The organism is Pseudomonas sp. KH_021, from assembly GCF_057838865.1.
Genome location: NZ_CM174477.1, coordinates 4,820,757 through 4,842,872 on the forward strand (window position 1 = coordinate 4,820,757; position 22,116 = coordinate 4,842,872).

At 59.8% G+C, this 22,116-nt stretch carries 19 protein-coding genes; 8 read left to right on the forward strand and 11 right to left on the reverse strand.

What is annotated here, in order from left to right:
- Positions 1-2 precede the first annotated feature (2 nt).
- Positions 3-566 (forward strand): carboxymuconolactone decarboxylase family protein, encoded by a 564-nt coding sequence (locus AC3IX4_RS22220; RefSeq protein ID WP_489257515.1) that lies wholly within the window; start codon positions 3-5, stop codon positions 564-566.
- A 71-nt stretch (positions 567-637) separates the two neighbouring features.
- Here AC3IX4_RS22220 and AC3IX4_RS22225 read toward each other — a convergent pair whose 3' ends face one another.
- Both AC3IX4_RS22225 and AC3IX4_RS22230 read right to left on the reverse strand, forming a co-directional pair.
- Positions 638-763: a PA1414 family protein gene (locus AC3IX4_RS22225; RefSeq protein WP_489257516.1), complete on the reverse strand. Its 126-nt coding sequence runs from the start codon at positions 761-763 to the stop codon at positions 638-640.
- 148 nt (positions 764-911) lie between these two features.
- Positions 912-1,841, reverse strand: coding sequence for a DMT family transporter (locus tag AC3IX4_RS22230; protein WP_489257517.1), 930 nt, complete (start codon positions 1,839-1,841; stop codon positions 912-914).
- A gap of 251 nt (positions 1,842-2,092) precedes the next feature.
- Between AC3IX4_RS22230 and AC3IX4_RS22235 the strand changes: the two genes are divergently transcribed.
- Entirely contained in the window at positions 2,093-2,368 is a 276-nt protein-coding gene (locus tag AC3IX4_RS22235; protein WP_489257518.1) for a ribosome-recycling factor, read from the forward strand.
- A gap of 88 nt (positions 2,369-2,456) precedes the next feature.
- Positions 2,457-3,560 carry an IS110 family RNA-guided transposase gene (locus AC3IX4_RS22240; protein ID WP_489261185.1) on the forward strand — a complete coding sequence of 368 codons (1,104 nt, stop codon included), beginning with the start codon at positions 2,457-2,459 and terminating at the stop codon, positions 3,558-3,560.
- A gap of 351 nt (positions 3,561-3,911) precedes the next feature.
- Here AC3IX4_RS22240 and AC3IX4_RS22245 read toward each other — a convergent pair whose 3' ends face one another.
- Positions 3,912-5,237: a DEAD/DEAH box helicase gene (locus AC3IX4_RS22245; protein WP_489257519.1), complete on the reverse strand. Its 1,326-nt coding sequence runs from the start codon at positions 5,235-5,237 to the stop codon at positions 3,912-3,914.
- A 202-nt stretch (positions 5,238-5,439) separates the two neighbouring features.
- Between AC3IX4_RS22245 and AC3IX4_RS22250 the strand changes: the two genes are divergently transcribed.
- A complete protein-coding gene (locus tag AC3IX4_RS22250; protein WP_489257520.1) occupies positions 5,440-6,738 on the forward strand; it encodes a mechanosensitive ion channel family protein in 1,299 nt (432 codons plus the stop codon).
- Here AC3IX4_RS22250 and AC3IX4_RS22255 read toward each other — a convergent pair.
- Positions 6,682-7,557 (reverse strand): EamA family transporter, encoded by an 876-nt coding sequence (locus AC3IX4_RS22255; protein WP_489257521.1) that lies wholly within the window; start codon positions 7,555-7,557, stop codon positions 6,682-6,684. The two genes, AC3IX4_RS22250 and AC3IX4_RS22255, sit on opposite strands and share 57 nt — an antisense overlap.
- 235 nt (positions 7,558-7,792) lie before the next feature.
- Positions 7,793-8,392 carry an FMN-dependent NADH-azoreductase gene (locus AC3IX4_RS22260; protein ID WP_489257522.1) on the reverse strand — a complete coding sequence of 200 codons (600 nt, stop codon included), beginning with the start codon at positions 8,390-8,392 and terminating at the stop codon, positions 7,793-7,795.
- 236 nt (positions 8,393-8,628) lie between these two features.
- Here AC3IX4_RS22260 and AC3IX4_RS22265 point away from each other — a divergent pair, with 236 nt between their 5' ends.
- The 4 genes from AC3IX4_RS22265 to AC3IX4_RS22280 all read left to right on the forward strand — a co-directional run bounded on the left by AC3IX4_RS22265 (position 8,629) and on the right by AC3IX4_RS22280 (position 12,858).
- Positions 8,629-9,552, forward strand: a complete 924-nt coding sequence (locus AC3IX4_RS22265) for a PA3225 family LysR-type transcriptional regulator (RefSeq protein WP_489261340.1) — start codon at positions 8,629-8,631, stop codon at positions 9,550-9,552.
- Positions 9,553-9,571: 19 nt separating this feature from the next.
- The gene (locus tag AC3IX4_RS22270) at positions 9,572-10,375 is read left to right on the forward strand and encodes an alpha/beta fold hydrolase (RefSeq protein ID WP_489257523.1); all 804 of its coding nucleotides are present in this window, start codon (positions 9,572-9,574) and stop codon (positions 10,373-10,375) included.
- 4 nt (positions 10,376-10,379) lie between these two features.
- Positions 10,380-10,952 carry a peptidylprolyl isomerase gene (locus tag AC3IX4_RS22275; RefSeq protein WP_489257524.1) on the forward strand — a complete coding sequence of 191 codons (573 nt, stop codon included), beginning with the start codon at positions 10,380-10,382 and terminating at the stop codon, positions 10,950-10,952.
- 73 nt (positions 10,953-11,025) lie between these two features.
- On the forward strand, positions 11,026-12,858 hold the full coding sequence (locus tag AC3IX4_RS22280; protein ID WP_489257525.1) for an ABC transporter ATP-binding protein: 1,833 nt from the start codon (positions 11,026-11,028) through the stop codon (positions 12,856-12,858).
- A 25-nt stretch (positions 12,859-12,883) separates the two neighbouring features.
- On the opposite strand, the gene AC3IX4_RS22285 is transcribed toward AC3IX4_RS22280, so the two are convergent.
- The 6 genes from AC3IX4_RS22285 to hrpA form a co-directional block, all read right to left on the reverse strand.
- Complete coding sequence (locus AC3IX4_RS22285) at positions 12,884-14,008, reverse strand: GNAT family N-acetyltransferase (protein ID WP_489257526.1); 1,125 nt, start codon at positions 14,006-14,008, stop codon at positions 12,884-12,886.
- Positions 14,009-14,214: 206 nt separating this feature from the next.
- A complete protein-coding gene (locus AC3IX4_RS22290) occupies positions 14,215-15,528 on the reverse strand; it encodes an OprO/OprP family phosphate-selective porin (RefSeq protein WP_489257527.1) in 1,314 nt (437 codons plus the stop codon).
- A gap of 208 nt (positions 15,529-15,736) precedes the next feature.
- Positions 15,737-15,976 carry an anti-sigma factor family protein gene (locus AC3IX4_RS22295; RefSeq protein ID WP_489257528.1) on the reverse strand — a complete coding sequence of 80 codons (240 nt, stop codon included), beginning with the start codon at positions 15,974-15,976 and terminating at the stop codon, positions 15,737-15,739.
- On the reverse strand, positions 15,970-16,581 hold the full coding sequence (locus AC3IX4_RS22300) for an RNA polymerase sigma factor (RefSeq protein WP_489257529.1): 612 nt from the start codon (positions 16,579-16,581) through the stop codon (positions 15,970-15,972). The genes AC3IX4_RS22295 and AC3IX4_RS22300 overlap by 7 nt, the downstream gene beginning before the upstream one ends.
- A 153-nt stretch (positions 16,582-16,734) precedes the next feature.
- The gene (locus AC3IX4_RS22305; RefSeq protein ID WP_489257530.1) at positions 16,735-17,856 is read right to left on the reverse strand and encodes a beta-ketoacyl-ACP synthase III; all 1,122 of its coding nucleotides are present in this window, start codon (positions 17,854-17,856) and stop codon (positions 16,735-16,737) included.
- Positions 17,857-17,998: 142 nt separating this feature from the next.
- Positions 17,999-21,910, reverse strand: a complete 3,912-nt coding sequence (gene hrpA / locus AC3IX4_RS22310; RefSeq protein ID WP_489257531.1) for an ATP-dependent RNA helicase HrpA — start codon at positions 21,908-21,910, stop codon at positions 17,999-18,001.
- Between the last annotated feature and the right edge of the window lie 206 nt (positions 21,911-22,116).

Sequence of the window (22,116 nt, forward strand, 5' to 3'; positions counted from 1 at the left end):
CCATGGCTATTGAATCGCGACTGAGCACTCTGTCAGAAACCGACATGGACGATGCCCAGCGAACGGTACTCAAGGACATTCTCAATGGGCCGCGTGGCAATCTGGATGGGCCATTCCTGGCCTGGATTCACAGCCCGCAACTGGCCGATCACGCTCAGCGCCTGGGCGCCTTCTGCCGCTATGGAACGCAATTGGAGTTACGCCTGACGGAACTGGCCATCCTGTTCACAGCCTCTTGGTGGCAGTCTCAGGCCGAATGGCAGATCCATGAGCCGATTGCACGTCAGGCAGGGGTTTCGGATGCAGTCATCGAGGCGCTGCGCCAACAGGCGAGCCCTGAGTTTGAACGCGAAGATGAGCGATTGATCTATCGACTGGGAGAGTCGCTGTATCGCCAGCGACGAGTCGATGATGAACTGTATCAGCAAGCCGTTCAGGCTTTTGGCGAGCCTGCGGTGGTGGAGTTGGTAGGCGTGTTCGGCTACTACGCGCTGGTGGCGATGACCCTCAACGTGTTTGCCGTGCGCCGCGATACTGATGTGCCACTGCCGTTCGCTGAACCTTGAGCGGTTCAACCTGAACGGCAGACTGACCTTCGATGGGCCGTAGCCACTACGGCCCATCCGGGTTGCGGGTTTTAACGACCGTTCTGACGCCGGCGTCGTTCTTCTTCGGTGGGGATCGGCACCGGTTGCAGTGGTGGAGGAATCAGGCCCAAGGCAACTGCCAAGTCATGTAGCCAGTTGTACAGTGTGTTTTTCATAACGCCCCCTCTCGGGTCATCCTGAGCCACGGTTGTTCTTCTCCGTCGCTTCCTTTTGATCATAGTCCCAACTGCCAAAATACGCATGCCTGAAAATGCGGCGATAGGTCGCAGCTTCCTGGTCGATCGGACCAACGGCAAACCCCGTCTATCGCTGCCCCAGCAAGGCGCGCAGGCGTCGACGCAACCATTGTTCGGCACTTACCAGAGTAATACCCAGCAACACTAATATTGCACCACCAATAAAGTTGATGCTTACAGGTTCGCCCAATAACACCACGCCGAAGGTGACGCCAAACATGGGCGTGATAAAGGAAAACACGGCAAGGTTCGAGGCCAGGTATTTGCGCAGTAGCCAAAACCAGGTCAGATAGCTGAAAAACGACACCACCAATCCCTGGAACAACACACTACTCACCGAAATCGCTGTCAGTTTCACATGAGTGACCTGACCCGTGAGCACAGCGATGATCAGCAGGCCCACAAACCCCACCATCAGCTGATAGAACAACGTTTGGGTCGCGGGCGCCTCGGACAATCGCGTGGTGCGCACCACCACTGTGGTCGCACCCCATGCCGCCCCCGCCAGCACGCCGAGCGCATCGCCCAGCAGCATCCGGCCATTGATCTCCCCCGCCGACAGGCCACCGGCAAAGGCGAACGCCGTGCCGCTGAACGCCAGCAAAATGCCCAGCCACTGCATGGGCCGCAAGCGCTCGCTGGGCAACATGAAATGCAGCCCCAAGGCGGTAAATACCGGCGCGGTGTAGAGAAACACCGACATGTGGGCTGCAGTGCTCAGCTGCAAGCCTTCAGCAATAAACAGGAACTCCAGTGCAAACAGCGAACCGGCCAACAGCCCCGCGCGCCAGGTTTTGCTCATGTTTTCCCAACCGCCGCGAAAACACATCAGCAGCCCCACCAGCAGGGCGGAAATCCCAGATCGGACCGCCGCCTGCATCACCGGCGCGATGTCAGCCGCCGCCCACTTGATCATCACTTGTTGCAGGCCCCAGATCAGGCACAGGCCAATCATGACTTTCAGGGCAAATCCATCAGCATTGCGGCGCTCAATCATTGGCGCCCACTCGCAGTTTCAGACACATGGCAGTTTCTCGGAAAAACGTAATAAAAAGCCCAAGGCATGCCTTGGGCGAAGAGTCATGGACTGAGATTATCAACCAAACGATCAGAATTGCCGGCATGAAAAAAACGACAGAATCGCTTTCAAGCAAAAAGCCAGGGCAGCGGGCAGTGTTCAGCGGATGAACTTTTACGCAAGGCTGACTCTCAACCCCTTATCTGTGTCGATACGCTTGAGGACAAACAATGAGAACCCTGTTGAGTATCACCGCCGCCGCCACCCTGATGCTGGCCTTGCCAGCCTGGGCTTGCACCCTTGAAGAGGCCACGGAAAAGCGCGAACAACTGGCCAAGGAAGTGAGCAAGCTCACCGAGCAGAACCCGCAAAAGGCCAAGGAAATTAACGACGAGCTCAGGGGGATGAAGCTGGATACAGCCAGCAAGGACCTGCCTGACAAATGTCAGTTGATCGACAAGCGGCTACAAGAATTGGATACCGCGGCCAAAAAGGCCGACACCTGACCGGTAATTACATGGACTCGCCCCAACCGAGGCGTCTATGCGCCACGGTGGCATCTATAAAGAAGCCAACGACAGCGAGGGCGAGCCCATGAAAAAGCATACGACCAACAATCACTCTTTGTCTTCAGCCGACCTAGCAACCTGTTCGACCGTCTCGGTAGATCTTGCCAAGAGGGTCTTCCAGGTGGCCGGGGAAAACGCCCTGGGCCAAGTGGTGTACGAGGACCGAATCAAATCGCGCGAAGCCTTCCAGGCGTTTCTTCGCCAACTGCCCATGAGCGTCATGGTGCTGATGGAAACAGGCCCAGGCGCTCAGGCATGGGCGCGGTTGCTGCAGGCCCAAGGCAACCCGGTGCGGATCCTGCCTGCGCAGCATGTGGCCGATCATCGCAGCGGGCCGAAGAATGATCGCAACGATGCACATGCGATCTTGCGGGCGGGTCGAGATAGTCGGATTGTCTCAGTGCCGGTCAAAAGTGCCGCGGCGCTGGCCATGCAGGCACTGCATCGCGCCCGCCAGGGCTATGTGCGGCGGCGCACGGCCATGGGTAATCAGATGCGTGGCTTGCTGCTCGAGCATGGCGTGGCCTTGGCGCAAGGTGAGGCGGCGATCAGCCGGGTGGTGCCGCGGATACTCGAGGATGCCACCCAGCCGCTGCCGGATCTGCTGCGCGAGCTGATTGCTGAGCTGCTCGGCGAATGGAGCCAGTTGGGCGAGCGCGTCAGCGTGTTGACCGGCCGACTGGAAACGGCCGCACAGCAGGATGAGACGGCGAAAAGGTTGATGACGGTGCGTGGCATCGGTCCGATCATCGCCACCGCGCTGCTGGCCAAGCAGGTCGAGCCTGAGCGCTTCGCCAACGCACGCCAGTTTGCCGCCTACTTTGGTTTGGTGCCCACTCAGCACAGCAGCGGACAGAAAATCCGGCTGGGCAAGATGAGCAAGCAGGGCGACGCCTACCTACGCAGCCTGGCGATCCAGGGCGCGCATGCGGTCTTGAGACAGGTGCGGCCTGATTCGGAACAACCCGATGACCGGCGCTTGCTGCGCTGGCTGTGTCGCTTGGGTCGCAAGGAAACGGCCGTCCGATTGGCCAACCGTACCCTACGCATCGTCTGGGTATTACTGAAAACCGAGCAGACCTATCGTCGCCACATGGGCAATGTCCAGGAGGCGACGATGAGTCACTGATCCACAGAGTTCTGCCACCGGGGCGTTAAAGCGCTCCAACCCTTGCTAAAGAACATTGACCCCAGGTCAGACCGTCGCGGATTGATGCCTGTGCTCCTACTGGCCCTTGAGGCCTTAACGTAATTGGCATACCGCGAGCTTATTGAATGTTGGCCAGAAGCCGATCAGGCTTCCTCGAGTAGGCCTTATACATAGATGCAGCCGGGTAGCAGTGTTCAAAAGCGGGTTGATAGTGGGGGCGAGTCCATACATAGGAGCAAGGCTTGCCTGCGATGCCTTCACTGCGATGTTCTCGGTATGCCTCAATGGCCTCATCGCGAGCAAGCTCTGCTCCTACAACGGTGTAACCGGTTACTCCGCCGCTGGCTTGCGGCGCTTGAGCGGTGCCAGGCCATCCTGGCTGACCAGCGCCGGGGCTTTTGGACGGTTCGGTGCCGGCTTGCGCTGCTTAGGCGCAGCCTTGGCGCCAGCGGCCTTCTTGTCGACCTTTTTCTTCTTCGCGCCTACTGCCTTGCCCGAAGCCTTGACCTTTTTCGGCCCGCCGTAAGTGCCTTTGACTTCCTTGATGACACGACGCTCGAACTGCTGCTTGAGGTAGCGCTCGATGCTCGACATCAAGTTGAAATCGCCATGACAGATCAAGGAGATCGCCAGGCCCTGGTTACCGGCACGACCGGTACGGCCAACGCGGTGCACGTATTCGTCGCCGCTGCGCGGCATGTCGAAGTTGATGACCATATCCAGGCCATCAACGTCGAGGCCACGGGCCGCCACGTCGGTGGCGACCAGAATCTTCACACCACCCTGCTTCAAGCGGTCGATCGCCAGTTTGCGGTCTTTCTGGTCTTTTTCACCGTGCAGCACGAACGCCTTGTATTCCTGGGCAACCAGTCGGCCGTAGATCCGGTCAGCCATGGCACGGGTATTGGTGAAAATAATGGCCTTCTGGTAGGTCTCGTTGGCCAGCAGCCAGTTGAGCACCTGCTCCTTGTGCACATTGTGATCGGTCATGATGACCTGCTGGCGGGTGTTCTCGCTCAGGTCGCTGACGTTGTTGACCAACAGGTGCTCCGGCGACTTCAGCACTTTTCCGATCATGTCGCGCAGGCTGGCGCCACCGGTGGTGGCCGAGAACAGCAAGGTCTGCTCACGATTACCGCATTCGTCGCACAGGCGCTGGACATCCTCGGAGAAACCCATGTCGAGCATGCGGTCGGCTTCGTCGAGCACCAGGACTTCGACTTCCTTGAGGTCCAGGTTGCCAGCGTTCAGCTGTTCGAGCAGGCGACCAGGAGTACCGATCAGGATATCCGGGACCTTGCGCAGCATGGCGGCCTGGACCTTGAAGTCTTCGCCGCCGGTGATCAGGCCGGACTTGATGAAGGTGAATTGAGAGAAACGCTCAACTTCCTTCAAGGTTTGCTGGGCCAGTTCACGGGTTGGCAGCAGGATCACCGCGCGAATGCTGACCCGAACCTTGGCTGGGCCGATCAGGCGATTGAGGATCGGCAGTACGAAGGCGGCCGTCTTGCCGCTGCCGGTCTGTGCCGTCACGCGCAGGTCACGCCCTTGCAGGGCCAATGGGATGGCCGCTACCTGCACCGGTGTAGGCTCGACAAATTTCAGCTCGGCCACGGCTTTGAGCAGGCGTTCGTGCAGGGCGAATTGGGAAAACACGGGTGTTACCTCGGCGAAGTGCGTAAATTCAACTGCATAGCGTAACGGTTTGTGATGCATTAGCCGAATTTCTTTACGACTTTCTCGTCGCACGGTCGACGCCAGTGCGGTAAAACACGCCTAAACCTTAAGCCCGATCGCCATTGCAATCATCAATGGGCTCTACTGTTCACCCTCCACGCTCAGGAAATCTGCTTTACGCATGGATATTCAATCGCTCTGGCAACGCGCCCTGGATCTTTTCGGCACACTCGATAAACACCCCGCCTTACAGGCAAGCCTCGCCGTGATCGTGCTGCTGGTGGTTGCCCTGGTGTTGGGCCGGGTCGTCCGTTTTCTGGTGCTCCACGCCGTCAAGTTACTGTCACGCCAGCCCGCCTTGCACTGGCTCAATGACTTTTTGCACAACAAGGTGTTTCATCGCCTGGCACAAATGACGCCTTCGTTGGTGGTGCAGTTTGGACTGGCCCTGGTGCCGGAGCTGGGTGCCTCCAGCAAGCTTTTTCTCGGTAACGTGGCACTCTCCTTCACCATCCTGTTCCAGCTGCTGGCCCTGAGCGCCCTGCTCAATGCCTTGCTGGACATCTACGCGCGCACCGAACACGCCCGCACCCGCTCGATCAAGGGCTATGTGCAAATGGCCAAGATGATCCTGTATGTGTTTGGCGCCATTATCATCGTCGCCACGCTGATCGACCGTTCGCCCCTGCTGCTGCTTTCAGGCCTGGGCGCCATGTCGGCGGTCATCTTGTTGGTGTACAAGGACACCCTGCTGTCATTCGTCGCCAGCGTTCAGTTGACCAGCAACGATATGCTACGGGTGGGCGACTGGATCGAGATGCCGCAAGTCGGGGCTGACGGCGATGTCGTGGATATCACGCTGCATACGGTGAAGGTACAAAACTTCGACAAGACGATCGTTTCCATTCCGACCTGGCGGCTGATGTCCGAATCTTTCAGGAACTGGCGTGGCATGCGCCAGTCCGGTGGGCGCCGAATCAAGCGCAGTCTGTTCATCGACGCCAGCAGCATCCGCTTCATCACCGACCAGGAAGAACAGCAACTCAGCCAGGTGCGCCTGCTGACCGACTACATGGCCCGCAAGCAGGCCGAACTGCACGCCTGGAACGAAGCCCAGGGCAATGTTGCACGGATGGCGGCCAACCGGCGCCGGATGACCAACATAGGCACCTTGCGCGCCTACGCGCTGGCTTATATCAAAAGCCACCCGGAGATCCAGCCGAACATGTCCCTGATGGTCCGCCAGCTGCAGCCCACCGCCCAGGGCGTACCGCTGGAGATCTACTGCTTCACCCGCACGACGGTCTGGGTCGAGTACGAGCGCATACAAGGCGATATTTTCGACTACCTATTGGCAGTTTTGCCGGAGTTCGGTCTCAACCTCTACCAGCAGCCCAGCGGCAACGACCTGCGCGCAGGCCTGCTACCGGGTCTGGTTCAGCAGCAGCGTACGGCGGTTGCCGAGCTGACTGACCCATAACGAGAACAGAATCACGCCCCCACCGATAAACAACCTGCCCAACGGCTCGTGCTGATTCCAGATCAACAGGTTGATCAACAGCCCGACCGGTACATGCAGGTTGTTGATCACTGCCAGCGTGCCCGCACTGACCAGGCAGGCGCCCTTATTGAGCCAGTACATGGCCAGGGCGGTGGAGCACAGGCCAAGGAAGGCTAGCACCCACCATTGCACCGGCCCATCGGGCAGGCGGGTGATATTGCCGAAGGCCAGCCAGGCCGGCAGCGCCACCAACAAGGCACCGACGAAGAAATAGCCGAAGTGCCGATAGCCCGGCTCGTTGCTGGGGTGGCGAGCGATCAGGTGCTTGTACAGCACCTGGCCCGCGGCATAAGTGAAGTTCGCCAATTGCAGCAGCAAAAAGCCCATGAAGAAGCCCGGGCTGATGCTGTCCATGCGAATCACCGCCGCCCCGGCCACGGCCACCACGGCCGCCACCAGCGCCCAGACGTTGAAACGTCGGTTCAGCGCATCCTCGATCAAGGTCACATGGACCGGTGTGAGGATGGTGAACAGCAGCACCTCTGGCACCGTCAATACCCGAAAGCTCAGGTACAGGCACACGTAGGTCACGCCGAACTGCAACGCGCCAATCACCAGCATGCCGCGACGCAGCGGCGCTGGCACCTGCCGCCAGCGGGTCAACGGCAGAAACACCAGCGCCGCCAGCAATATACGCACCAGCACGGCGAAATAGCTGTCGACGTGCCCGGCCAGGTACTCGCCGATCAGGCTGAAGGAAAACGCTTGGATCAATGTAACGATAAGTAGGTAGCCCATGATTGCCTCGTGCCAGATGGCGGCGACCTTAGCCGGTTGGCTTTCGCCGGGCAATCAGGATCTCTGTAGGAGCAAGGCTTGCCTGCGATAAATCCACCACGGTCCACCCGATACACCGCGGTGCGTTCATCGCGGCTAAAGGCTAGGCGCCCCCGCCGCTCCTACCAAGAACGGGGCACAACAAAAAGCCCGATCAACCGTTGGGTTGATCGGGCAGGAAGATCTATTCAGCGACTCACGCCACTTCGGCAAGCCGGGCAATTGCCTGGTTCAAGCCCTTGTCATGGAAGTCACCGCCCAGGTTCAGCCCTTCGGCGTGAATGAAAGTCACCTCATGGATGCCGATAAAGCCCATGACCTGGCGCAGGTAGGGTTCCTGGTGATCGGCGGCGCTGCCGGCATAGATGCCGCCACGGGCGGTCAGGACGTAGGCGCGCTTGCCGCTCAGCAGGCCTTGAGGGCCGGTCTCGGTGTACTTGAAGGTGACACCGGCGCGCAGCACATGGTCCAGCCAGGCCTTGAGCGTGCTCGGGATAGCAAAGTTGTACATCGGCGCCGCCATCACCAGCACATCGGCGGCCAGTACTTCGTCGGTCAATTCGTTGGAGCGAGCCAGGGCTTCAAGCTCCAGGGGGCTGCGTTGCTCTTGCGGCTTCATCCAGCCACCGAGCAAGTTGGCGTCCAGGTGCGGCACCGGGTTGATGGCCAGGTCACGCACAGTGATCTCATCGTCCGGGTGGGCAGCCTGCCACTGGCTGATGAACTGTTGGGTCAACTTGCGCGATACCGAGTCTTGCTGGCGGGCGCTGCTTTCGATAATCAGAACACGGGACATGGAAGCCTCCATCGGCAATCTGGGGTGCGTTTCGATGGAGTGAAGATTAAAGATCGACAGATCGATAAAAAAGCGGAAAAATTCGCTCCTACCTATCTATTAAGTTGATTTGTAGACCCCGTGCTCTACCCTAGGCAGAAGCCGTCATGGGCAGCAACGCCAGCCACACAGCACAACTTTTTTTCATTCGGCAGTCTCCATGGGGAACCGCCAGCTTAGGACAAGAGGAGCGGATGATGAAAGCGCCCCGGGTGACCCTGGATCAATGGCGGACCTTGCAGGCGGTGGTCGACCACGGTGGTTTCGCCCAGGCAGCCGAAGCGCTGCACCGCTCGCAGTCGTCGGTCAGCTATACCGTGGCTCGTATGCAAGACCAGCTTGGTGTGCCACTGCTGCGTATCGATGGGCGCAAGGCGGTACTGACCGATGCCGGTGGCGTGCTGTTGCGCCGCTCCCGGCAACTGGTCAAGCAGGCCAGCCAACTGGAAGATCTGGCTCACCACATGGAGCAAGGCTGGGAAGCCGAGGTCCGCCTGGTGGTCGATGCCGCCTACCCCAATGCACGGCTGGTCCGCGCCCTGAGTGCCTTCATGCCGCAAAGCCGCGGCTGCCGAGTGCGCTTGCGTGAGGAGGTGTTGTCCGGGGTCGAAGAGGTATTGCTTGAAGGCGTCGCGGACCTGGCCATCTGCGGTTTCAACATCTCCGGCTACCTGGGCACGGAGCTGAGCAGCGTCGAATTCGTTGCGGTGGCCCACCCCGAACATCCCCTGCATCGGCTGCAGCGCGACATCAGCTTCCAGGACCTGGAAGGCCATATGCAGGTCGTGATCCGCGACTCTGGCCGCCAGCAACCTCGCGACGTTGGCTGGCTGGGCGCCGAACAGCGCTGGACCGTCGGCAGCCTGGCCACCGCGGCCACCTTTGTCAGCAGCGGCCTGGGCTTTGCCTGGCTGCCACGGCACTTGATCGTACGGGAATTGCAAGAAGGTAGTCTCAAGCAGCTACCCTTGGATCAGGGCGCCAGCCGACACCCAACCTTCTACCTGTACTCGAACAAGGACAAGCCGCTGGGGCCTGCCACCCAAATATTGATTGATCTGTTACGCAACTTCGACACGGCGCCACTGGACGCACCTTTCGCGGCGCCGCCTGCGCTCTAAACCGGAAAAGGAAGTCATCGTGCCTTATTTTGAACATGACGGTTGTTCACTGCACTACGAGGAATACGGCCAGGGAGAGCCGCTGATCCTGCTCCACGGCCTGGGCTCCAGCGTCCAGGACTGGGAGTATCAGGTGCCGGCGCTGGCCAGGCATTACCGGGTCATCCTGCTGGACATACGCGGCCATGGCCGCTCCGACAAGCCTCGCGAGCGCTATAGCATCAGAGGCTTCAGCGCTGACCTGGTGGCCTTGATCGAACACTTGCAGCTGGGCAAGGTGCATCTGGTCGGGCTGTCCATGGGCGGGATGATCAGCTTCCAGACGGCCGTCGACCAGCCTGAACTCTTGCGCAGCCTGTGCATTGTCAACAGCGCCCCAGAGGTCAAGCTGCGCACGCCCAAGGACTATTGGTTTTGGCTCAAGCGCTGGAGCCTCGCACGTTTCCTGAGCCTGGAAACCGTCGGCAAGGCCTTGGGCAAACTGCTCTTTCCCAAACCCGAACAAGCCAACCTGCGCCAGAAAATCGCCGAGCGCTGGGCACGCAATGACAAGCGGGCCTATCTGGCGAGCTTTGATGCCATTATCAATTGGGGCGTCCAGGAACGCATCGGGCGGATCGCCTGTCCCACCCTGGTGGTGACGGCAGACCGCGACTACACCCCCGTTTCGCTCAAGCAAGCCTATGTCGAGCAGATTCCAGGGGCACGGCTGGCGGTGATCGAGGATTCCCGGCACGCTACGCCACTGGATCAACCGAATCTATTCAATCAGACCCTGCTGCAATTTCTGGCTGCAGTCCCCTCTACCCCCAAGGACCACTGACCCTATGCTGAAAAAAATCGCCCTCGCCGCCTGCTCCGTGCTGTTTGCCAGCAGCCTGGTGGCCGCCCAACCGGCTGCTGCAAAAAACCCGCATGTCATGCTGGATACCGATTTCGGAAAAATCGAAGTCGAGCTGTACGCGGACAAAGCACCGGTCAGCACCCAGAATTTTCTGGCGTATGTGGACAAAGGCTTCTACTCGGGCACCATTTTTCATCGTGTGATTCCAGGCTTCATGGTCCAGGGCGGTGGTTTTACCCGCGACATGGCCCAGAAACCGACCGATGCGCCGATCAAGAACGAAGCTGACAACGGCCTGCACAACGTGCGCGGCACCCTGGCCATGGCCCGCACTTCGGCCAAGGACTCAGCCACCAGCCAGTTCTTTATCAACCATGCGGACAACGCCTTCCTTGATCACGGCAGTCGCGATTTCGGCTACGCAGTTTTCGGAAAAGTCGTTAGTGGTATGGACGTAGTCGATCAGATCGCCGGCGTGCAAACTACCACTTCGCGCGGAATGCAGAACGTGCCGGCCGACCCGGTCATGATCACGTCCGCCAAACGCCTGGACTGAACACTGTCACGCAAGACTGTCATGCACGGATGCATGACCGGCCAGGACCGTCTGCCCAGTGAAGGAGTACACCATGCTGTACCGCCGTTTCGAGCAACTGATCGATATCTTCCGTGATGCTCCCACGGCGGCCCCTCCGGGCACGGTCCTGCCCTTCTACTTGTATTACCTGCGCCAGGTCTGGCCAAGCTTCGCTGCCTTGCTGGTGGTCGGCCTGATCGGCGCCTTGATCGAAGTCGCCCTGTTCAGCTACCTGAGCCGCATTATCGACCTGACCCAAGGCACGCCCAATGCCAATTTTTTCAGCGAACACAGCGGCGAGCTGATCTGGATGCTGGTAGTGGCCCTGCTGCTGCGGCCAGTCTTCGTCGGCCTGCATGATTTGCTGGTGCACCAGACCATCAGCCCCGGCATGACCAGCATGATTCGCTGGCAAAACCACAGTTATGTGCTCAAGCAGAGCCTGAATTTCTTCCAGAACGACTTTGCCGGGCGAATTGCCCAGCGCATCATGCAAACCGGCAACTCGCTGCGCGACTCCGCCGTACAGGCCGTGGATGCGCTGTGGCATGTGCTGATCTATGCCATCAGCTCACTGGTGCTGTTTGCCGAGGCCGACTGGCGCCTGATGATCCCGCTGCTGAGCTGGATCGCCTGTTACATCGGCGCGCTCTATTACTTTGTACCCAGGGTCAAGGAGCGTTCGGTGATCTCCTCCGATGCCCGCTCCAAGCTGATGGGACGCATTGTCGACGGCTACACCAATATCGCCACCCTCAAACTGTTCGCCCATACCCGATCCGAGCAGGAATACGCCCGCGAAGCCATCAGCGAACAGACCGAAAAAACCCAACTGGCCGCACGTGTGGTCACCAGCATGGACGTGGTCATTACCAGCCTCAACGGCTTGCTGATCGTCGCCACCACAGGCCTGGCCCTGTGGCTGTGGACTCAGTCGCTGATCACCGTGGGCGCCATTGCCCTGGCGACCGGGCTGGTGATCCGCATCGTCAACATGTCGGGCTGGATCATGTGGGTGGTCAACGGCATCTTCGAGAACATCGGCATGGTCCAGGATGGCCTGCAAACCATCGCCCAGCCGGTCAGCGTCATCGATCAGCCCAATGCGCCACCCCTGAAGGTCAGCCGTGGCGCGGTGCGTTTTGACAACGTCGACTTTCACTATGGCAAGGTCAACCGGATCATCAGCAACCTGACCCTGGATGTGCGCCCTGGCGAAAAGATCGGTCTGATCGGCCCCTCTGGCGCGGGCAAGTCCACCTTGGTCAACCTGCTGTTGCGCCTCTATGACCTTGAAGGCGGGCGGATCCTCATCGACGACCAGGACGTTGCCCATGTCAGCCAGGAGAGCTTGCGAGCGCAGATCGGCATGATCACCCAGGACACCTCGCTGCTGCACCGTTCCATCCGCGAAAACCTGCTCTACGGCCGCCCAGGCGCCACTGATGAAGAACTCTGGGAAGCCGTGGCCAAGGCTCGCGCCGACGAATTTATCCGCCAACTCACAGACTCCGAAGGGCGCAGCGGCTTCGACGCGTTGGTCGGGGAACGCGGCGTCAAACTCTCTGGTGGCCAGCGCCAGCGCATCGCCATTGCCCGGGTGCTGCTCAAGAACGCGCCGATCCTGATCATGGACGAAGCGACTTCAGCACTGGACTCCGAAGTGGAAGTGGCCATTCAGGAAAGCCTGGATACCCTGATGAAAGGCAAGACCGTCATCGCCATCGCCCACCGGCTGTCGACCATCGCCCGGATGGATCGCCTGGTGGTGCTGGAAAACGGCCGTATCGCCGAAAGTGGCAGCCACAGCGAACTGTTGGCCCACCAGGGGCTGTATGCGCGCTTGTGGCATCACCAGACAGGTGGGTTCGTGGGGATTGATTGATATGAGCTGCAATGCAGCCCCAAACCTAGGCTTGTTTGTAGGGCAACGCCATTCGTGCTTCCTGCGCATAAGCCATGACCCCACGCCGCTCCTGCTCCAGAAACTCGCGCACCGCGGCCTCAAGCCCAGGATGGAGCAGGTAATGCCAGGAATGGGTGATCTGCGGCTCGAAACCGCGAATCAACTTGTGCTCCCCCTGCGCCCCCGCATCGAAGCGCTGGAGCCCATGGGCAATCGCATAATCCATGCCCTGGTAAAAACAGGTCTCGAAGTGCAACCGATCGAATTCTGCCAGGCACCCCCAGTAGCGCCCGTAAAAACTGCCGCCGCCTATCAAACTAAAAGCCATCGCCACTGGCCGAGACGCCTGTAGCGCAAACACCACCCGGATCGATTCAGGCATGCGCTCGGCCAACAGACTGAAAAATTCGCGAGTGAGATAAGGCGCCTGCCGTCGCACGGCGTAGGTGTTGGCATAGCAGGCGTAGACAAAGTCCCACTGTGCCTCCAACAACTGGTGCCCTTCATACCACTGGAACTCGATGCCATGCCCGGACACTTGCTCGCGCTCCTTGCGCATCTGCTTGCGCTTGCGCGAACTTAACGTGTCGAGAAAATCCTGGAAATCCCGGTAACCCCGGTTATGCCAGTGATACTGGCAACCGATTCGCTCGAGCCAGCCGTGCTGCGTGGCGATCAAGGCATCCAGATCCGGCTCGGTAAAATTGATGTGCGCGCTGGAAAGCTGCTCGATCTCGATATAGCCCGGTACGCTCTGCAACAACGCCATCCCATCCTCGGCACGCCCGGCCAACAGCCGGGCACCGGCAACCGGGCTGAAAGGGACGGCACATAACAGCTTTGGATAGTAAGCAATCCCCGCACGACGACAGGCATTGGCCCAGCCATGGTCAAAGACATACTCGCCATAGGAATGCCATTTACGGTAACCGGGCAAGGCTGCCAGCAACTGGCCGTTCTCAACGTGCAGCAAGTGTTCAGGCCGCCACCCTGACTGCGCGCCCAGGCTGGCACTGTCTTCCAGGGCCGACAGAAAGCCATGGCGCAAAAACGGTTGCCCGCTCGGCACCAGCGCGTCCCATTGCTCGGCGCTGATCTGGGAAAGGCTGTGCACGACTTGTAGCGACATGGTGATCCCGATGCATATGTCTGTAGGAGCAGACCTTGCCGGAGTGCCGGACCATCGCGATGGCGTCGCTGCGGTCTTTCCTGAAACCGCAGCGACGCCTTCGCGACCAAGGTCTGCTCCTACACACAGTAATGAGTGTGCCGGACAAAAAAAAGCCCCGCGCCAGGCGGGGCTTAAACAATCAACGGATGGGGAGCATTGCTGATTTAGAACACGTACTGTCCACGCACTACAAAACCGTCGCCATCATCGTCGCCAACGGCGTTGGTGGCGTTGTCAGTCTTGGCCTTGACGTAGGCACCGGTGACCTTGATGCTTTCGTTGGCGTACCAGTTCACACCGACGTTGTGGACCTTGGCTTCCACGTCACCAATGTTGGCGAAGGCGCGGTTATCGTCTTCCACGCTCAGGTTGTCGTAGCGATAGAACAGTTCCCACGCACCGATCTGCTTGTTCGAAGGCTTGATGGCGTCAAACTTGCCCAGTTTGTAGCCTCGTGCTTCACCGGTGAGGGTGTAGGCGACTTGGCCGTAGTAACCGGAAGCGTCGATGTCCTGGAAGGCAGCAGCGTCAGCTTCGACCTTGCGCTTGATGTACTCGCCTTGCACCGAGAACGGGCCGTAGGCGAAGGCCGCTTCTGCGCCGTAAGCCTTGTCTGTGTCGTAAGCACCCGATGGGGTGTTGTTGGCGCCGCCCAGCAACAGGCGGTTGCCGTTGGTGCCGGCATCCTGGCCACCGTCGGTGCTGACGCCACGCATGCCCAGGCGGCTGCGGATACGACCGTCGAAAGCGGTGTCGGAAAGATCACGCTGGGCGTAGTTCAAGCCAAAGTGCAGCACATTGCCCGTTTCGTGCATCGGGGCGAAGACAGCGCGCAGGTTGAACTGCTTGGTACTGTCGCCGTCGTCCGCCTGGTTGGTGGCGTCCTTGGCAAAGAAGCCTGCCGAACCGTACAGCGAGTCACCGACAGTGCCCGAAGCCTGGGCGCCCAGGCCACCGTTGTGCCCGTTGACCCAGTCAACCAGGTCGTAGGCAGCGGTACGCTCAGGTGCTGTTACCCACTTGGAGCTGGTGGCTTTTTCCAGGCCGAAGTCGGGGTCGAAACGACCGAACTTCAGGGACACTGGCTTGAAGCCGTTGTAGGACAGAGAAGCTTCGTCGAAGTAACCGTCTTCGGCACGGTTGTCGCCACCGGAGTTGTGGGACAGATCGTAGGCAACTTGGTAGGCCCAGTCGGTGAACATCACACCGCCCAGTTCCAGGTAGGCACGGCGGAAGTAGCCAGCGTCAGCGGTGTCGCCGTTGTTGGTGTAGAAACCATCGAAGCGGCTGTAGTCCGCCTGCACGCGACCACCCAGCTTGAAGCTGAATTCCTTGTCGGCAGTGGCGACTTCCAAGCCGCCCTTGGTCTTGACCACGATATCAGCGCCGTCAGTAGTCACGGTACCCGCGAAAGCCTGGGCGGTCACGGCGAGGGCCAAGGCGCTGGCCGCGAAACCGGCGAAGTGCTTACGGATCATCGAAGAGTTCCCCTGTAATAGTCTTGAAAAACACGCGGTTAGAGCCGCTTGTGTTGGGAGGGAATCTTGGCGGGGGGTTATTGCAGACACATGGCTGATATATAAAGGTTTTGTTACAAGGGAACTTTTTTACTTCGAACGGGAATAAGCGCAGAAGCCCCGTTGCAGAGCCCCTGCGCACTCGATAATCCCGTCAATCAAAACACCTTCACCTCTTGTCTTGACGCTTGCGCTCATCCGCCAAACGTTGGGCCAGGGCCTCGACATCGACCGACGGCGTGTCCGGCAGTTTTTTAAGGGTTGCCTGCATCAGGCGCATCTGCCGGATAAAGCGCCGGCAATTGGGGCAGAACATCAAATGATGGCGAACCAAAAGCCGCTCTCGAAAGCTCAATTGCCCATCCAGATAGTCGCTGGAGCGCGCGACTTGTTCCTTGCAGGTCAGCATTGGCCTGTTTCCTCGAAATGTTCCAGGGTCGCGAAGACCTTAAGCCGCGCTCTATGCAACAGCACACGCACATTGGAGAGCGAAATCTCGAGAAGATTACAGATGTGCTCCAACTCCAGGCCCTGGCGTTCACGCAAGATCAATACACTGCTTTGCAGCTCATTGAGGCTCAGCAAGGTGTGCTCCAGGCAGTCGCGCAGTTCATCCTCGCAGAGCAAGGCTTCAGGCGTATCTTGGTGCCAGGCGAAGGGTGCGAGCAGCCAGTGACCTTCACCGGTAAAACGTTCATCGCCAATCGTCCCGTGAGGGGATGGAATGTCGTCGAGCAATACTTCCCGTCGGTTCTGCTTGTAACGACTCTTGGCGGCGTTGGCAGTGATGGTCAACAGCCAGGTCTTGAGACTGGAGCGCCCCTCAAAGCCCGACAAATTGCGTACCACCGCCAACCAGGCATCCTGCACCGCCTCATCGGCATGACGGGTGCCGACAATGGCATAGGCCACCGCCCGCATGGCGCTCTGATAGGTTGTGACCAATTCCTTGAAGGCTTTCTGCTCGCCTGCCAGCAAGCGTTCAAGCAACAGCGAATCGTCTGCAGCTGCCATCCCTACCTCGTGATAATTCCGATCGAAGCGCAATTAGACCCTGCAAGAACGTCACTTTCCACCTGCTGGGCGGATGGATTTGTACAGAATTGTCTCTGCGTTACCAAAGACAATTCTGGACCACAGCAAGAATTTTCAGAACCCAACGTGAGATCAGCGCTTGCGCAGAATCACGCTGCCAATGGAGTAGCCGGCACCGAAAGAGCTGAGCACACCGAGCGAGCCCTTGGGCAGATCGTCCTGGTGTTTGTGCAGGGCGATCACCGAGCCTGCCGAGCTGGTGTTGGCGTAGGTGTCGAGAATCACCGGCGCTTCTTCGGGGGTGGCGTCACGGCCCAGCAACCTTTTGGCGATCAAGTGATTCATGCTCAAGTTGGCCTGATGCAGCCAGAAGCGCTTCACATCGCCCACATTGAGGCTGTTCTCCTCGAGGTGCTTGCCAATCAGCTCGGCCACCATCGGGCAGACTTCACGGAAAACCTTGCGGCCTTCCTGGACGAACAGTTTGTCGCCTGCACCCTCACCTTCTTCTGCCGCCCGGTTGAGGAAGCCAAAATTATTGCGGATGTTGTTGGAGAACTGGGTCAACAGCTTGGTGCTGACAATGTCGAACTGATGCTGTGAGATCGCCAGGTCCGCACGCTCGACGATCACCGCAGTGGCCGCGTCGCCGAAGATGAAGTGGCTGTCGCGGTCTCTAAAGTTCAGGTGGCCGGTGCAGATTTCCGGGTTGACGATCAGGATGGCGCGAGCCTGGCCCAGTTGCACGCTGTTGGCCGCGGTCTGGATGCCGAAGGTTGCCGACGAGCAGGCGACGTTCATGTCAAAACCAAAGCCCTGGATCCCCAGTTTCTGCTGCACTTCGATGGCGATCGCCGGATACGGGCGCTGCAGGTTGGAGCAGGCGACGATCACCCCGTCAATATCCGCAGCCGTTTTGCCGGCGCGCTGCAGGGCCTGCTCGGCAGCAGCCACGGCCATCTGACAGAGAATCGAGGGCTCGTCGTTGGAACGCTCGGGCAGCCGCGGCTTCATGCGCCGAGGGTCGAGAATACCGTCCTTGTCCATGACAAACCGGCTCTTGATGCCCGAGGCTTTCTCGATAAACGCGGCGCTGGATTCAGACAATGCTTCGATTTCGCCTCGACCGATAGCGTCGACGTTGTCGGCATTGAACTGCTGTACATACTGATTGAAGGATTCCACCAGCTCTTCGTTGGAAATGCTGTTGGCCGGGGTGTACAGGCCGGTGCCGCTGATGACGACGTTGTGCACGGTCGTTCCTCTGTTCGGGGCCGTCGCTTCACGTTACGGCCTGATCGATAAGTACCCCAGCGGCCACGCTGTCGGCAAGTTGTGGCACTGTAGTACCGGTTAATTAACGCCGAAGTGTGCCATATCCCTGGCGTTTTGGCGCCTAGGCTTCAACCTGGCTCCATTGCTTGCTCAGCCGCTTGTCCGAGATCGGCACGCGGGTCCCCAACTGCTGGGCGAACAGCGATACCCGGTACTCTTCAATCAACCAGCGATACAACTCAAGCTGGGGATCGCGCTTGCCTTCCTGGGCATGCTTGCCGGCACGCGCCTGGTACTGGGCCCAAAGGTTGACAAGCTCAAGGCTCCAGACTCGATCCCTCTGCACCTGCGAGGGCAATTTCTCCAGGCGCAGTTCCACGGCCTTGAGAAAGCGTGGCAGCTCCTTGAGCCAGACCGCCGGCGTCTCGCGCACAAAGCCCGGATACACCAGATGGCTGAGTTGCTGCTTTATATCGTTCAAGGCCACGGCCTGAGCCAGGTCGATCTTGCCCTTGAAGCGCTTTTGCAAGCCGTGCCAGAGCTTGAGGATCTCCAACGTCAAGCGAGCCAGGCGTTCGGCATGCTCAACCCAGCCGCCACGCTTGCGCTCGGCCAGCGACAACAGGCCTGCGCCGTCACGCGGCAAGGTTTCTTCACCGTCGAGGATGCAGCTGTCCAGGCTCGCCAACAGTATGTCTTCGACCAGCGCGTCGACCCGCCCCAACTCTCTATACAACAATCCCAGGTCGGTCAGGCCCGGCAACTTGCCGCGCAAGAATTTGGCCGGTTCCGCCAGTTGCTGCAGCAATAGACGCTGCAAGGCGCGGCGATGCTGATACTCGGCTTCGGCCAGGGTCGAAAAACGCCCTTCCTTGACCGTGGCCTGCTCCTCGACCAGCGCCGGGTAAACCGTCATCGACAGCCCGGCAATCTTTTGCTGGGTTTTCTCGGCGACCGCCGCGAACACCTTGGCCTCCACCGGTTTCAGGCTGGCGGCCGACTGCGGCACGGCCAGGGCTGCCTGGCTGGCCTCGGCAAAGCGCGCCGTCAGCGCTGCCAGGTCGCGCCCTTCGCCAAGAAACTTGCCATCGGCATCGACCACCTCAAGGTTCATCTTCAAATGGTTGTCCAGTTGCTCGGCCGCATCGATCCAGGCCTCGTCACTGACCCGTGCCCCGGTCATGCGCAACAGTTCGCGCCCCAGCGCCTGGGGCAGCGAGCCTTCACCGAAAGTGATGCGCTGCAATGCGGCCTTGACGAAGTCCGGCACGGGCACGAAGTTCTTGCGGATCGCCTTGGGCAGGTTGCGCACCAGGGCAATGCACTTGGCTTCGAGCAAACCGGGCACCAGCCATTCCAGGCGCTCGCCCGGCAAGGCCGGCAGCAGCGGCGCCGGCACGCGCACGGTGACACCGTCGCGGACATGGTTGGGTTCGAAGTGATAACTGAGCACCAGCGTCAGATCGCCCAAGCGCAGCTGGTCAGGATAGTGCGCCGCTGTGACTTCGCTGGCTTCGCGGGCCAACACGTCTTCTTCACGCATGATCAGCAACTGCGGGTCTTTCTGGCTGTTGACCCGGTACCAGCTGTCGAAGGTGGCGGTCTGGTGAATCTCGGCGGGCAGCCGAGCTTCATAGAAGGCAAACAGGGTTTCTTCGTCGGCGAGGATATCCCGGCGGCGGGCCTTGGCTTCCAGTTCGTCAAGCTGCTCCAGCAAGCGAGTATTGGCGGTCAGGCACTTGGCCCGCGACTGGATTTCACCGCGTACCAGCGCCTCGCGGATAAACAGCTCGCGAGACAAGACGGGCTCGATCGGGCCGAAATGCACCGGCCGACGACCCACCACAATCAAGCCATACAACGTGACCTGCTCAAAAGCCACGACCTGGCCGCGCTTCTTCTCCCAGTGCGGTTCAAAGTGGTTTTTCTTGATCAGGTGCCCGGCCAGTGGCTCGATCCAGTCCGGCTCGATCTTGGCCACCATGCGTGCATAGAGCTTGGTGGTTTCCACAAGCTCCGCGGTCATCAGCCATTGCGGGCGTTTCCTGCCAAGGCCTGATGAGGGATGAATCCAAAAGCGCCGTTGACGAGCGCCCAGGTAGTCGCCGTCTTCGGTCTTCTGGCCGATCTGGCTGAGCAGGCCGGACAGGATCGCCTTGTGCAGTTTCGGGTAGTCGGCCGGGTCTTTGTTGACGCTCAGTTGCAGCTCACGGCAGATCAGCCCGAGCTGGCGATGGGCATCACGCCATTCACGCAAACGCAGGTAATTGAGGAAATTCTTGCGACACCAATTGCGCAATGGGCTGGCGGTCAGGGCCTGGCGCTGTTCTTCAAAACCGCGCCACAGATTCACCAAGGCGGCGAAGTCCGAATCCACGTCCTTCCACTGGGCGTGGGCCTGGTCAGCGGCTTGCTGACGCTCGGGCGGACGCTCTCGCACATCTTGTACCGACAGCGCACTGGCGACGATCAGCACCTCCTGAAGGCTGCCCAGCTTGGCGCCTTCAAGCAGCATGCGGCCCAGGCGTGGGTCTACCGGCAAACGTGCCAGCTGCCGGCCCAGCGGGGGCAGCTGGTTGTCGCGGCTGACAGCCGAAAGCTCCTGCAACAGGTTGAAACCGTCGCTGATGGCCTTGCCATCGGGCGGCTCGATAAACGGGAAGGCGTCAATGGCACCCAGGCGCAGGTGCAGCATCTGCAAGATGACCGCTGCAAGGTTGGTGCGCAGGATCTCGGGGTCGGTAAAGGCTGGCCGGCCGTTGAAATCCTCTTCGCTGTACAAACGAATGCAGATGCCCGGCTCGACTCGCCCACAGCGGCCTTTACGCTGGTTGGCGCTGGCCTGGGAGACGGCCTCGATCGGCAGGCGCTGGACCTTGGCACGATAGCTGTAGCGGCTGATGCGCGCGGTACCGCTGTCGATCACATAACGAATGCCCGGCACGGTCAGCGAGGTTTCCGCCACGTTGGTGGCCAGCACCACGCGTCGACCCGGGTGGGACTGGAAGATCTTCTGTTGCTCGGCCGGCGACAAGCGAGCGTACAGCGGCAGAATCTCGGTGTGCTTGAGCTGGGCCTTGCGCAGCATTTCAGCCGCGTCACGAATCTCCCGTTCACCGGGCAGGAACACCAGCACATCCCCGGGTCGCTTACCTTCGCTGCGTTCGAACGAAGCGATTTCGTCCAGGGTGGCAAGGATCGCCTGATCGACGGTGAGGTCGTCTTCGACCCGGTTGCCCTCCTCGTCCTGCTCGGCGGTCAGCGGCCGATACCAGGTGTCGACCGGGTAGGTGCGGCCAGAGACTTCAATGATCGGCGCCTTGTCGAAGTGCTCGGAAAATCGCTCAAGGTCGATGGTGGCCGAGGTGATAATCACCTTGAGGTCGGGACGACGCGGCAAGAGGGTCTTGAGGTAACCCAACAAAAAATCAATGTTCAGGCTACGTTCGTGCGCTTCGTCGACAATGATGGTGTCGTAGCGCTCAAGAAAACGGTCATGCTGGGTTTCGGCCAGCAGAATACCGTCGGTCATCAATTTGACCAGGGTATTGGCATCGCTCTGGTCTTCGAAACGCACCTGATAGCCGACCAGTGCACCGAGCGGTGTGCCCAACTCTTCAGCCACTCGAGTAGCGACGCTGCGCGCTGCGATACGCCGAGGCTGGGTGTGGGCAATCAGGCCATGCTGGCCACGGCCCAGTTCAAGGCAAATCTTCGGCAACTGGGTCGTTTTGCCCGAACCGGTTTCGCCGGCGATGATCACCACCTGGTTTTCATCGATCAGCTTCTTGATCTCGTCGCGCTTGGCGGCGATCGGCAGGTTGTCGTCGTAGTGCACGCTCGGAATGCTGCCGCGCCGCGCCGTGACCCGGGCAAAGGAGGCCTGGATTTTGTCGACCCACTGGGCAAGCTTCGCCTCATCGGGTTTCTTGCGCAGCTCATGCAATTGCCGGCGCAGGCGATGGCGGTCGGCGATCATCGCCTGGTCGAGATTTTTCAGCAGTTGGTCGATAGCGGCGGCTTGGTCGGTCATCAGGTACGCAAACGTCTTCAGAAATGAGGCAGCGGCGATTGTCGCAGATTTGCCCCACCTGACACGACTGTAGGAGCAGACCTTGCCGCGATGGGCTGCGAAGCGGCCCTTGCGATGTTGAAAGCGACTCAATCCGCAGGTCTGCATTGCAATGCCACTGGCCTCTGGGGCCGCTGCGCAGCCCATCGCGGCCGGGTCCGCTCCTA

Bases quoted from the DNA above. Each gene is read 5' to 3' on its own strand.
- AC3IX4_RS22290 (WP_489257527.1), bottom strand. From the start codon at position 15,528: ATGATCCGTAAGCACTTCGCCGGTTTCGCGGCCAGCGCCTTGGCCCTC.
- AC3IX4_RS22230 (WP_489257517.1), bottom strand. From the start codon at position 1,841: ATGATTGAGCGCCGCAATGCTGATGGATTTGCCCTGAAAGTCATGATT.
- AC3IX4_RS22275 (WP_489257524.1), top strand. From the start codon at position 10,380: ATGCTGAAAAAAATCGCCCTCGCCGCCTGCTCCGTGCTGTTTGCCAGC.
- AC3IX4_RS22295 (WP_489257528.1), bottom strand. From the start codon at position 15,976: ATGCTGACCTGCAAGGAACAAGTCGCGCGCTCCAGCGACTATCTGGAT.
- AC3IX4_RS22250 (WP_489257520.1), top strand. From the start codon at position 5,440: ATGGATATTCAATCGCTCTGGCAACGCGCCCTGGATCTTTTCGGCACA.
- AC3IX4_RS22285 (WP_489257526.1), bottom strand. From the start codon at position 14,008: ATGTCGCTACAAGTCGTGCACAGCCTTTCCCAGATCAGCGCCGAGCAA.
- AC3IX4_RS22240 (WP_489261185.1), top strand. From the start codon at position 2,457: ATGAAAAAGCATACGACCAACAATCACTCTTTGTCTTCAGCCGACCTA.
- AC3IX4_RS22225 (WP_489257516.1), bottom strand. From the start codon at position 763: ATGAAAAACACACTGTACAACTGGCTACATGACTTGGCAGTTGCCTTG.
- AC3IX4_RS22260 (WP_489257522.1), bottom strand. From the start codon at position 8,392: ATGTCCCGTGTTCTGATTATCGAAAGCAGCGCCCGCCAGCAAGACTCG.
- AC3IX4_RS22265 (WP_489261340.1), top strand. From the start codon at position 8,629: ATGAAAGCGCCCCGGGTGACCCTGGATCAATGGCGGACCTTGCAGGCG.
- AC3IX4_RS22280 (WP_489257525.1), top strand. From the start codon at position 11,026: ATGCTGTACCGCCGTTTCGAGCAACTGATCGATATCTTCCGTGATGCT.
- AC3IX4_RS22255 (WP_489257521.1), bottom strand. From the start codon at position 7,557: ATGGGCTACCTACTTATCGTTACATTGATCCAAGCGTTTTCCTTCAGC.
- AC3IX4_RS22220 (WP_489257515.1), top strand. From the start codon at position 3: ATGGCTATTGAATCGCGACTGAGCACTCTGTCAGAAACCGACATGGAC.
- AC3IX4_RS22300 (WP_489257529.1), bottom strand. From the start codon at position 16,581: ATGGCAGCTGCAGACGATTCGCTGTTGCTTGAACGCTTGCTGGCAGGC.
- hrpA (WP_489257531.1), bottom strand. From the start codon at position 21,910: ATGACCGACCAAGCCGCCGCTATCGACCAACTGCTGAAAAATCTCGAC.
- AC3IX4_RS22235 (WP_489257518.1), top strand. From the start codon at position 2,093: ATGAGAACCCTGTTGAGTATCACCGCCGCCGCCACCCTGATGCTGGCC.